Below are 11,026 nucleotides of genomic sequence, written 5' to 3'. Positions count from 1 at the left end.
ATGGCCCCAGTTCGTGGCATTTGCCAAACATGGCGGTGCTGAAACCGTTGAGCCTTAAGATCTCGGGCAGCATCGTCACGCTGGCGGGACGCATCGCGGTATACCCCGGAAAAGCGGTGGCAATTTCCGAGATCACGCCGAAGTTTGTGCTATGGCTGTTGCGCCCGGTGAGCAAGGCCATGCGGCTGGGCGAACATAGTGGGGGCACCTTGAAGTTGTTGTAGCGAAGCCCGTCCTCGGCCAGTCGTTCCAACGTTGGCATGTCGATAGGGCCGCCGAATGTAGACGAGTCTCCGAAGCCGAAGTTATCGAGAAGGATGACTACCACGTTGGGTGCGCCTTTCGGCGCCTTCACCTGGAACCGGGGCGGAGGAGTCGCATTCTGCACATCAAGCTCGGTGATAGGTGGATACTGCGGCTCGGGGACAGGCAAGACCTTACGATTCGTGGATGAAGCTCCGTTGAGCGCGTTGCTTTGAGCCTCTGACTGGTTAGCCACGGGTCACCCCCAGCAGGCCATTTGGTCCTTGAGTGAATAGGCGCGTCATCATCTTCTCCTGATCGATTAGTTCTGACCGCGAATCGCCGCGGACGGCACGGCTCCTTGTGCGGGGCCGTCGTCAACTCAAAGGGAAGGCGCAGATTGATTCAAACTTAGGGACTGGATTTGGACTGACCCTGGATGCGAGCAACCTCCTCGGATTGCAGGATCCCGCCCAACACCATTGAAACCGCTTATATGAGATCGGGAGATTGTCAGACTACTGGTAAAACTGACAGATACTTGTGTTTGGTTAGAGGGGGAAGATTCTGCGACTCAATGGTGAGGGCGGATGCCAGGCCTTGTGCATCGCGTGATAAATTCTCTTCCTCCGTTTATTGCTGCCGGTAGAGACGCCTCAAATTTCGTGTCTCCGGCGCACAATAAAAGCGGTTATCCCGCCACGAAGACTCAGCAAATGTCACGATGGTAGGTCAGTGAGTAGTCCCAGTCAGCAATGAACCTGCTGTTCGTCAATTTTCATCGATCACGAGTCGCCGACTCCACTTCCCGCCAGTCATTCTAGCTCCGGGTTATCGTCCGATTCCAGATCTCCCTGAGCGCCTGCAATCAGCTCCAACGCCTCATCCTTGCGATAGGCGGGCATCAGGATTCTGCGCATTGGGTTCAGGATCGGGCTGAATCCGAACCCGGCGGGCGGGTCCTCGCGTACAACATACTCAACACCAGCCTCGTCGAGCACCGATTTGGCGAGTTCAAACGCGATCAGATCATCGCTCTCGAACACCGTTACGATCTCCAGCTTCGGATCCGGCTTTGCCATCGCACACCACCTTTGCTCCCAGGCACTACGCTACTTCTTCAGCCCCAGAGCCTCCACTACTGCCGGATCTACTTTCGCGGGCTGACCGTCTTCCTTCCACACCACGCCGAAGCCGCCGCGATAGTCCCACATTGTCCAGCCGATGCCGTCAGCCTCAAGCGCAGTACGCACATCGCGAATCCAGTTCATGCGCGACGCGGGTTCGGTGACGCGGCGATAGGCGCCAAATTCATTGCAGATGAGCGGAACGTTGTTTTCCTTGCCCCACGCGGCGGCCGCATCGATCTGCAAACGGATGCGGTGAGCGTCCCAGTGGTCGAGCCAGTAGTGTTCGAGCGTGTAGCGGTTGGCAGCATCAGGAACCTCGGCGAGTGACTTCGCCATGCTGTCTTCGCTGGCGGGATAGGGAATGTCGTGGGTGTAGATCCACCACGTGCCGCCCCAGCCCGCGCCCTGGTGCGTGAACTCATGCGGCTCATAGAAATGGAAGTTGTAAATGACATTGCCGTCGGGCAGGGGCTGCTGGGTGAGCAGGTCAGCGATAGAGGACCAGTTCGGCCCCGTGGCGATGATGGTGTTTTTCGGAGCTACTTCGCGAATGGCCGCCGCTGCGCGCGCCTGCACTCCCGCCCAGCGATACGGGTCCCGCTCTTCGGGCTCGTTCATGATCTCGTAAAAAATGAGGTCGGGATTGCGGTCGGCATAGTGCGCGGCCAGCTTGCGCCAGAGCATCACGAAGCGGTCGACGCCGTCACTGGTGCTGCTGACACGCTTTTTGTAATCGCTCTCGGGATGGATATCGATCTGCACGGCCATGCCTTTGGCGACCATCTGGTCGATGGCGTGATCAAGCCGACCAATGAAGTTTGAATCGTCCCTGCTGAAGAAGCTTCGCGTAAGCGGGGCGGCGTCAATGCTGAGCCGCACGTTGTCAAAGCCGAGCTGCGCCATCAGCGCGATGTCGGCGTCGTCGGTGTAGCTGTTGGTTTGTTGAGCAGAGTAGTTGCTGGTTTGCGCAAACCACTCCGAAGCGTTGACGCCGTGACGCAGATGCTGTGCGCGGGCAAAGGCGGTCTTTAATTCAGCAGCGCGGTCCTGTGAGAATGAGGGAACACATACCGTGGCGGCAAAAAACAAGGCAAACAGCAAACGAGAACGCAACGACACATTCATCTCCCTGGGTGAGTGTTTTGAAATCCAATAGGTAACGATACTATGCCCGGCTCGTGCTTGCCCCTCGTAACTCAAGCGCGCACAATGGCTGAAATCCTGCACGTGGAGAAACCTTTCATGCGACAGTTCCTTCGCGCCGCCGTTCTTGTGTTTCTGCCGGTTGTGTGCGCGTCGGCGTGGGCGCAGCAACCGGCCCCTTCCTCCCCGGACTCTACGGGCACTCAGAGCGAGCACGGCTCGCGGGGCAACGACAATGACGTTCTGCTGGCAGGTGCGGCGAAGCTTTACTACTCCGCCAAATCAGCGGGCCTGACCGGATTTGATTGCAGTGTTCATCCTGACTGGCTGAGGTTGATTCAAAGCTCTGAAACCGACACCACCGTAACCGAGAGTGGCGAAAACGTGTTGCTGCTGAAGAGTGTGGCGATCAACCTCCATGCGCGGATGAATGGTGGTTCGGCGGTCGAGTGGGTTCAGCCTTCAAATAGCAGCAAGCCGTTGGATAAGGCCTCTGCAGATATGCTCGGCCAGATGCACAAAGCCATTGAAGAGACGCTGATGGGCTTCATGCAATTCTGGACGCCGTTTGTCGACGGATCCATCGTGCCGCCAGATTCAAAGGGCATCGAGATTCGCCATTCCCCATCGGGTCCCATCCTGCTCTTAAAGCAACCCGACGCGATAGTCATGGAAGTCTTCTCGAACGAGATGGTCCTGAAGGAGTTCAGAATTGTGACGGGCGGGAAGATGATCGATCTCACGCCTTCGTACGATTCCACTGACGACGGCCTTCTGGTGAGCCGTTTTGTCGCTCACGTCGGGCCGGCAAATACCTCTGCCACTGAGGTACGGGAGATGGACGTGGAGATCTACTACCAGACCATAGGAGACTTCCCGATTCCATCGAGACTGAACGTGGAAGTCGTGGGAACGGGCACGTTCAACCTCAAACTGGATAGCTGCCGCGTGAATCCGGCGACCTGATTCGCCGGACCAGGTGCGGGGCATGATCGAAACTGCAAAGTAAAGAGCGGCTCCCATCGGGAGCCGCTCTCAGTTCAGATCAAGATTCCGCTATTTGCTGGCCACATTCGTAGAGGTGTTGTTGGCGACGGCCTGTTCGTAGGTGGTGCGCAGGTATTTGTGCGGATTGACGGGGACCTTGTGGATGCGCACTTCGTAGTGCAGGTGCGGACCGGTGGCGCGGCCCGATTGGCCGACGTATCCGATGACTTGCCCGCGCGTGACATGCTGGCCCGGCATAACGGCAACCGCAGAGAGATGTCCGTAGAGTGTAAGGAGATCGTGGCCGTGATCGAGCACCACCTGGCGGCCGTATCCGGAGCCCATGTTCTCGCCTGTCACATCGCCGTCTCCGGCAGCGCGCACCGCGGTTCCGTACGGCGCTTCGATATCGATACCGGGATGGAACGCGCCTTCACCGTTGATGGGATCCTCACGCTGGCCGAAGCTCGATCCAATGCGGCCTTCGACGGGCCAGATCGAGGGAGCATCGGCATACTGCGTCCAGTCGCCTGCGAATCCTGGAGCGAGACCGCCTTCAAGAGCACGCGTCATCCGGCCCGACATTGCCTGGTCGCGCAACGCATTGAACTGCTCGAATGTCATCTTCACGTCCTGCGCAGTGACGTCGTCTCTGACCGCAAGAGTGGCGGGCGTGGGATTCGCCGCAGCGACGGCAGCCGATGGCTTCGCAGGAATTACCTTGTGCTGGCGCAAGCCGTAGAGCGCGGTCACTTCGCTGGCCAGCGCCCCCAGAGAGGCCACTTGCACACCGCGATCGTGTGCCACCTGGGCAAGCTGCTTGTAGTCCTTGCGCAGATTCTGGTTGTCTTCTCTTACCTGGTTGAAGCGCTCGGTTTTGAGCAGCATGCGTGTATAGGACCCGGCCAGGCCAACGATGGTGAATGCACCTACCAGCGCCGCAGCAACAAATCCGTACACGTATTGGAGAGGAAGCGGAATCTTCTTCACGCGACCGTCTTCATCTCTGGCAACAAAAAGAATGTAATAGCGTTTTCGCAGCATGGTCCTGCTTTCACATCAACAAATTGCAAGGTGCTACTTGCCGCGTAGCCAGTAAATACCAATAAATGCGGGAGCTGGGGAGCCCCGCCTAACCTTGTACGCCCCTGGAAGAGCGCCTGTCGTTGAACGTCATTAAAGGCTAACAGCCGTTCCCGCGCGGGGTCAATGAATTGAGGCGGAAAAACCCGCTCCAGATTCGATTTAGGTCTACCTTCCTGCTGCCCTTAAGTAACGACTTGATCCGCACATCTTTGCGGCTTGCCCTATTCTCAATAAGATGCGCGACAAGCAAAGCGAGTTGATCCCGGGGGGCCTGGGTGGCGGCCAGGGCGAGTTGGCCCTGCTGAACCGCATTCGCCAAAGGGCAAGAGGTTCAGCCAAGGATGAACTACGCCTGGGAATCGGCGATGACTGCGCGATTCTGCGGCTGAAACCCGGCGAAGAACTCGTCGTAACTACTGATTTATCAATCGCAGAAAGGCATTTTCGGCTGGCTTGGCACGCCCCTGAATCAGTGGGGCATCGTGCCCTGGCGCGCGGACTCAGCGATATCGCCGCGATGGGTGCTCGACCGCTGGCGGCCTTTCTTTCCTTGGGCTTACCGAAAGAATTGACCCGTGCGCACGGACGGCGTAGAGCCTGGGTAGACAGCTTTCTGGATGGGTTCCTCGCGCTTGCCGACCAATACCAAACGCCCCTGGCCGGGGGTGACCTTGCACAGTCAACGGTGGCGGTGGCGGACGTTGTGCTGCTGGGGTCCGTGCCGCGAGGGAAGGCTCTGCTTCGTTCAGGCGTACAGGCGGGCGATGTGGTCTGGGTAACGGGTGCTCTTGGCGGGGCGGCAGCGGGGTTGGAACTGCTGCGAAAAGGCTCGGGCCGGAAGTTCTCGAATGCACGTAGCTCGGACAAGGGCACGGGTCAACTCCGAGCGCACCTGTGGCCGCAGCCGCGTATCGCGCAAGGGATCTGGTTACGACAGCGCGGGGCAGCAACGGCAGCAATCGATTTAAGCGATGGCCTTTCAACGGACCTCGGCCACCTGTGCGCGGAGTCGGGAATTTCCGCCGTAATCGATGCCACGGCGTTGCCGATTTACGATGGGGCGATGCTCGACCAGGCACTGCACGGCGGCGAAGACTACGAATTGCTTTTCACGGCTCGGCCGGACACGTCGATCCCGCGCCGAATTGCAGGTGTTTCCGTGTCAAGGATTGGCGAAATCATCAGGAGACGCGCTGGACAGCCCTACATCAGCCTGGTTGGTGCTTCGGGCCGTCGTCCCCTGCGGCGCGGAGGGTGGGAGCATTTCTCGTAACGGTTGTGCAGGCAGGAGTCTTTATAATCACTAACTTTCCGCGAGATAGCGATTATGATCGAAGGTGATATGGAGAACGGATCAGTACGTGTGCGCTTTGCGCCTTCCCCCACCGGCCTTCTGCATGTCGGGAACGCGCGAACGGCCCTCTTTAACTGGCTATACGCCAGGCGAACCGGTGGCAAACTCATCGTGCGCATCGAGGACACAGACCTCGAACGGTCGAAATCAAGCTACGAGAGACAACTGATCGAAGATCTTCTCTGGCTTGGCCTGGACTGGGATGAGGGGCCGAACGAAAACGATCCTGGAGAAAAGGGGGAACTCGGTCCTTATCGCCAATCGAAGCGACTTGAAATCTATTCCACACACACGGCGCAGTTGCTGGCGGAAGGCAAGGCTTACCGCTGCTTTTGTTCACCGGAAGAGCTGGAAGAGGAGCGCAGGCAGGCCATCGCGGAAAATCGGGCGCAGGTCTACAGCGGAAAGTGCCGCAATCTCAACAAGCAGGAGACGAGAGAGAGTCTGCTGAGGGGAAGGGTCTACTGCATACGATTGAAGGCCCCGGACCACCCGATACGCTTTCACGACATCGTGCGCGGCGACCTGGAAGTTGCCGCCGAGACCGTGGGTGATCCGATCCTGGTGCGCTCAGCACGGGGCGGTACTGCCGGAGCGAGCCCTGGTATCCCCGTCTACAACTACGTTGTAACGATCGACGATGCGCTGATGGGAATCACCCATGTGATTCGCGGCGACGATCACATCGCAAACACTCCGAAGCAAGTGGCAGTCTATGAAGCCTTCGGCTGGCCGGTGCCGACGTTCGTGCATCTTTCCACGATTCTGGGCGCGGACAGCGAACGGCTGTCAAAGCGGCATGGCGCAACGGCCATGTCGAGCTTTCGCGAAATGGGCTACCTGCCTGAGGCGTTGGTGAATTACCTGGCTCTGCTTGGCTGGGCTGCCGAAGATGGGAAAACCGAATTATTCACTCCGACCCAGCTCGTCGAAGCGTTCACGCTAGAGCGGTTCACGACGGGCCCGGCAATCTTCGACTATGAGAAGCTGAACTCGTTGAACCGGCACTACATGAAACTGGTGTCCCCTGCGCGACTCGCAGCGCTCTGCTGGGACTACTTTGGAGGATTGCTGCCGGAAAAAGAAGAGGCCTCTCCCGCGGTGCTGGTGTGGTTTTTCCAGGTAATCTCCTTGTTTATTCCCTCCATCAGTCACCTTGACGAGATACCGGCGAAGGCCGCCTTCATCTTTCACATGGACCCGAATCTCGCGCGGGCCGTTCAGGAAAATGCTGTCATCCTCGAAGCCGAATCATCGCAGTTGGTATTGAACGAGCTTGCAAACCACGTGCGTTCTCACATCGGTCCCGTTTCGGCTTCCGACTTCGCCACGTGGATGAACGAGGTGAAGACAGCGACCAGAGTGTCCGACAAGGAGCTTTCCGATCCCGTACGAATTGCCCTGACCGGCACACCCACCGGACCGGAATTCGACAAGCTCATTCCGCTGATTGAGCAGGGGGCGGCCGAACTGAACCTTGGCATCCCCAATGTCCGCCAGCGGCTGGACGCGTTCGTCGGAGTTTGAGCTCAAGTGAAGGGTAACTTCTGGATCGGAGACACGGGCCTGGCAATCGTGATACATCCTGGTAGCGGCGATTGGCTGCGGGACGATTATGGGGCGATGGAATGAGCGCTCCGACATTCGAACTAACCTTCCCTCACACCTGGCAGGTGGAGATTCTTCCAGAACGTCCGGTGATTTTGCCTGCGCGCCATTTCGTCTATCCCCGCGAAGTGGAAGAGATCGAGCGCGGTGCTCTTGAAGTGCTGGTGCGCCCCGATGATCCTGGCTCTTCGCCCTTCCTCGCAACATGTGCGTTGGGATTCCGAGATCCCGTGGTTCCGACGGGAATCTGGTCAGCGCCAAATCCGCGGGAGATATGTGCAATCTCCGGCGGCTATGCCTACATCGTCGATACCGCCGCTCCAGAGAACTTCACCATGCTGCCGTATCGGCCGGTGCTCCAGGTGCAACCTGTCGTGGATCGTGACCTGCTTCTATTTGTCGGAAATCGCTCGATCGTGGCCTGGGGCGTGAATGGCGAAGCATGGGAGACGGTGAAGCTCTCAGATGAAGGCGTGGCCATCACCGCAATTGAGGGTGCGGTGCTGCGCGGTCGCGGCTGGAATATGATGACCGACAAAGAGACACCGTTCGCATTGAATTTGAAGAGCGGCGTTTTACTTACGAAGTAATAGGAACGCCTAAATCTGTAAATCTTCGCCCAGCAGTTTAAGCAACTCGGGGGGCTTATGGCTGTCGACGACGAAGGCCGCTTCTGGCCTGGACTCTTCTGCAAAGGGACTGGCAAGAATAATCGGCTTGCCCGGGCAGAGTTCCTTTACTACGCCGAGAAGATTTGGCGACCTTGAGAGCTGGCCCGAATGCACCAGAACGGCATCTACATTGGGGAACCGCTTCAGCAAATCGACCCCATCTTTGGCGTTATAGGCGGTTAGTACATTGTGCTTGACCGTCTCTACGACGAGCTTTCGCGCCGAAAGCCCTTCGGGCTGTTCTTCCTCGATCATCAAAATGACAAGTGATCTCAATGTGCGCTCCCTGCCGGGGTGTATGCCCCTTCAGTGAGAGCCGATTCCTTCACCAGCGGTTGGTTCTGATTTTCATAAGAAAACCGAATTGTGCTGCAGTGGGGTAATCAGAATGCTAGTGGCAATGTGGAATCTGCGATTTAGCGCGGATGGATTCGTAGGCGGCATACACGCCTTCGAAGACGGAATCCCAACTTGCTGTGAGCGCATAATTGCGCGCGGCCCTTCGCATCTCGCGATGTCGGATTGGGTCGTCGACGATGGCGGCGATTGCTGAAGAGAATTCGGCATCAGTCACGATGCGGCCGGTTACATTGTCGCGAACTATAGTGCACGGGCCACCATCGGGAGTGACGATAGCGGGAACACCGCTCGCCAGCGCCTCGAGGACGACGTTGCCGAAGGTGTCGGTATGCGACGGAAAGACGAAGAGGTCCATGTTCGCATATGCCGTCGCGAGCGCTTCGCCCTTCAGCACGCCCGCAAACTCCGCCCGCGGCAGCCGTTCGCGCAGCCACGATTCCTGGGCTCCGTGGCCGACGATCAGAAAGCGGTAGTTATGACAGCCGGCTCTCTCCAGATCTTGCTGCACCTGCGCGAGGTGCACTACGTTTTTCTCCACTGAGAGGCGGCCCACGTAGCCTAAAACGAAATCACAATTGTTTCCGCTCCTGTTCCGCTTTTGGGGATCGAAGAGAGCAGAATCCACGCCACGCGGCATCAGGTGGCAAGGACGCGCGGTCGCGTGCGCGAGAATCTGGCAGAGTTCCGGATTCGGCGCGAAGAGGATGTCGGCGTTGGAATAGAAACCGGATGCAACGGCAAGTGTAAGGTCTTCGATGGTGTGGCATGCTGCGGTGGAATGGGCCCTGGGGAGAAATCGCAGCAAGCGATCGGTACGGCGCGCCAGGTACTCGTGCACATTGGTGTGCCAGCTTGCCGCCAACGGCAAATTGTAGTGGCGCGCGATAGCAACGCCGAGCATTCCGATTTCGCTGGGGCCGGTGATGTGGATGAGATCGGGATTGAACTGTTCCAGAGCTTCATCGATGACGGGCAGATGGCGCACATACGTTGGGTCAAAGCTCAGGTCTTTTTCGAGTGGAATGGAAAGAGAAACCCGCGGGAGCTCCAGGGTCCAGACATTGCCGGCTTTTTCGAGTGCCTGTGGCCGATGTCCGGCGCGTACGCAGAGAAAGGGCAGATCATGCCGATGCGCGAAGGCTTCAAAATGGCGGCTGGTGTGGGCAACCCCGTTTATCTCATGGAAGGAATCGGGGAGGTATGCAACTCTCGGCGGTGCGTTCATGGATGCGTACGCAGGTTCAGCCCTCCTGTTCGCCGAGCGCGAGACGCCGCTGGCCCTCGTCGCTCCACGCTATGCGCAGTCCACCGGACACCGGCGCGTTGCCCAGCATCTGCACAGCCTTGATGGCCCAGTAGATTGAAAATGGCGGACGGCCTTTCGGCCATATCTCACTCAGCGGGCGCATCACTCCGTTGGCGTCGGGGTGATAGGCACGTTCGTCCCACGTCCGCGATCCTTGCGGGAAATCAGGGTAGTCGCGGATGGCATCGAGAGTCGATTGCAGCAGGCGGTGTTTCCAGGGCTGGGCATACTGCGGCATGAAGAGCACGTTGCTGCGGCGCTCGCGGCGGATCTCGTGCACGAACTCAGTGAAGCTTGCGGCATTGGTCAGGTTGATGTTGGCGTTTGGTTCGACGCCGTGGCGATCGCCGCCGCTGATCAGGAGCATGTTCCATTGCTGTGCCAGGCTGCGCACCGCGCGATTCTCTTCCCAGTTGCGCAACCCATTCAGTTCGAGAGCATGCAGCCAGGCGCCGTACTTTTGCAGGAACTCGTTGACTAGAAATCTGTGTTTCTCCTGCCCCACAAGGAAGAGGTCCCACATGGGATGGTTGAAGACGACGAGGACGTTGGGCTCGTCATGCAGGGCGACAAGGATTTCCCTGAGTCGCGGCTCGCTGGGGTTGGCGGTAAAGGCAGCCAGCGTACGCATCCATTGCCTGGCGCGGCCTGAGGGAAGGTTGTGAACGCCGAGATGAAAGTCCTGCACACCGCCGTAGGGCACGCTCCACTCGACAGAGACAGGAATGCGGCGGGCGCTGGGAACGGTGCGCAGCAGCATGGGGGCCTGAATGTTGTCGTGGTCGGTGATGGAAACCATGGCGTGCAGATCGAGTTTTTCAATCTGCCCGCTCTCGAGATCAAACGCGAGTTTGGGAGTCATGGGCGGCGTCCAGTAACTCGTCGCGTAGTCCACACGAATGCCGAACTTCTCTTTTGCTCGACTCTCAAGGCGCGTCAGTATTGGACGAATCGCGGCATATCTGCTGCCTAGATTCGCTAGAAAATCCAGCGTCTCTTTGGATTGGTTGGTATGGCTGTGGAGCGAAACGCCGGTACGGAACCCCTGGTGTGCTTTCTGGTCGCGCCACAGGTACGAAACGGTCAGGCTGGCCATTTCTCCTCCTCATTCGCGAACTTGCTCCGGATTCTTACAATC

At 58.3% G+C, this 11,026-nt stretch carries 11 protein-coding genes; 4 read left to right on the top strand and 7 right to left on the bottom strand.

Annotated features, from left to right (window positions below; all coding sequences use genetic code 11):
• The 3 genes from WA354_RS08620 to WA354_RS08610 all read right to left on the bottom strand — a co-directional run.
• Window positions 1-499 (bottom strand): sulfatase-like hydrolase/transferase (locus WA354_RS08620; RefSeq protein ID WP_472812597.1); only part of this gene is annotated, 499 nt, incomplete at its 3' end.
• Between the two features lie 559 nt (window positions 500-1,058).
• Entirely contained in the window at window positions 1,059-1,325 is a 267-nt protein-coding gene (locus WA354_RS08615) for a putative signal transducing protein (protein ID WP_472812596.1), read from the bottom strand.
• Between the two features lie 30 nt (window positions 1,326-1,355).
• A complete protein-coding gene (locus WA354_RS08610) occupies window positions 1,356-2,486 on the bottom strand; it encodes a glycoside hydrolase family 5 protein (protein ID WP_472812595.1) in 1,131 nt (376 codons plus the stop codon).
• A 129-nt stretch (window positions 2,487-2,615) separates the two neighbouring features.
• Here WA354_RS08610 and WA354_RS08605 point away from each other — a divergent pair, with 129 nt between their 5' ends.
• Window positions 2,616-3,482 (top strand): hypothetical protein, encoded by an 867-nt coding sequence (locus WA354_RS08605; RefSeq protein WP_472812594.1) that lies wholly within the window; start codon window positions 2,616-2,618, stop codon window positions 3,480-3,482.
• A gap of 90 nt (window positions 3,483-3,572) precedes the next feature.
• On the opposite strand, the gene WA354_RS08600 is transcribed toward WA354_RS08605, so the two are convergent.
• Window positions 3,573-4,544, bottom strand: coding sequence for a M23 family metallopeptidase (locus WA354_RS08600; RefSeq protein WP_472812598.1), 972 nt, complete (start codon window positions 4,542-4,544; stop codon window positions 3,573-3,575).
• A gap of 280 nt (window positions 4,545-4,824) precedes the next feature.
• Here WA354_RS08600 and thiL point away from each other — a divergent pair, with 280 nt between their 5' ends.
• The 3 genes from thiL to WA354_RS08585 all read left to right on the top strand — a co-directional run bounded on the left by thiL (window position 4,825) and on the right by WA354_RS08585 (window position 8,141).
• Window positions 4,825-5,862, top strand: a complete 1,038-nt coding sequence (thiL, locus tag WA354_RS08595) for a thiamine-phosphate kinase (protein ID WP_472812593.1) — start codon at window positions 4,825-4,827, stop codon at window positions 5,860-5,862.
• Between the two features lie 54 nt (window positions 5,863-5,916).
• A complete protein-coding gene (gene gltX / locus WA354_RS08590) occupies window positions 5,917-7,470 on the top strand; it encodes a glutamate--tRNA ligase (RefSeq protein WP_472812592.1) in 1,554 nt (517 codons plus the stop codon).
• A 101-nt stretch (window positions 7,471-7,571) separates the two neighbouring features.
• Complete coding sequence (locus WA354_RS08585) at window positions 7,572-8,141, top strand: hypothetical protein (protein ID WP_472812591.1); 570 nt, start codon at window positions 7,572-7,574, stop codon at window positions 8,139-8,141.
• 9 nt (window positions 8,142-8,150) lie between these two features.
• Here WA354_RS08585 and WA354_RS08580 read toward each other — a convergent pair whose 3' ends face one another.
• The 3 genes from WA354_RS08580 to WA354_RS08570 all read right to left on the bottom strand — a co-directional run bounded on the left by WA354_RS08580 (window position 8,151) and on the right by WA354_RS08570 (window position 10,984).
• Window positions 8,151-8,477: a hypothetical protein gene (locus tag WA354_RS08580; protein WP_472812590.1), complete on the bottom strand. Its 327-nt coding sequence runs from the start codon at window positions 8,475-8,477 to the stop codon at window positions 8,151-8,153.
• A 136-nt stretch (window positions 8,478-8,613) separates the two neighbouring features.
• Window positions 8,614-9,807, bottom strand: a complete 1,194-nt coding sequence (locus WA354_RS08575) for a glycosyltransferase (RefSeq protein ID WP_472812589.1) — start codon at window positions 9,805-9,807, stop codon at window positions 8,614-8,616.
• A gap of 16 nt (window positions 9,808-9,823) precedes the next feature.
• Window positions 9,824-10,984, bottom strand: a complete 1,161-nt coding sequence (locus tag WA354_RS08570) for a PHP domain-containing protein (protein ID WP_472812588.1) — start codon at window positions 10,982-10,984, stop codon at window positions 9,824-9,826.
• Between the last annotated feature and the right edge of the window lie 42 nt (window positions 10,985-11,026).

The organism is Occallatibacter sp. (assembly GCF_049802275.1).
Lineage (GTDB): Bacteria > Acidobacteriota > Terriglobia > Terriglobales > Acidobacteriaceae > Telmatobacter.
The sequence above is the reverse complement of the archived record's forward strand: the minus strand, read 5'-3'. Positions and strand labels throughout refer to the sequence as shown.

Excerpts from the sequence above, each read along its gene's own strand:
- WA354_RS08585 (WP_472812591.1), top strand. The coding sequence starts at position 7,572 with ATGAGCGCTCCGACATTCGAACTAACCTTCCCTCACACCTGGCAGGTG.
- WA354_RS08570 (WP_472812588.1), bottom strand. The coding sequence starts at position 10,984 with ATGGCCAGCCTGACCGTTTCGTACCTGTGGCGCGACCAGAAAGCACAC.
- gltX (WP_472812592.1), top strand. The coding sequence starts at position 5,917 with ATGATCGAAGGTGATATGGAGAACGGATCAGTACGTGTGCGCTTTGCG.
- WA354_RS08615 (WP_472812596.1), bottom strand. The coding sequence starts at position 1,325 with ATGGCAAAGCCGGATCCGAAGCTGGAGATCGTAACGGTGTTCGAGAGC.
- WA354_RS08575 (WP_472812589.1), bottom strand. The coding sequence starts at position 9,807 with ATGAACGCACCGCCGAGAGTTGCATACCTCCCCGATTCCTTCCATGAG.
- thiL (WP_472812593.1), top strand. The coding sequence starts at position 4,825 with ATGCGCGACAAGCAAAGCGAGTTGATCCCGGGGGGCCTGGGTGGCGGC.
- WA354_RS08580 (WP_472812590.1), bottom strand. The coding sequence starts at position 8,477 with ATGATCGAGGAAGAACAGCCCGAAGGGCTTTCGGCGCGAAAGCTCGTC.
- WA354_RS08605 (WP_472812594.1), top strand. The coding sequence starts at position 2,616 with ATGCGACAGTTCCTTCGCGCCGCCGTTCTTGTGTTTCTGCCGGTTGTG.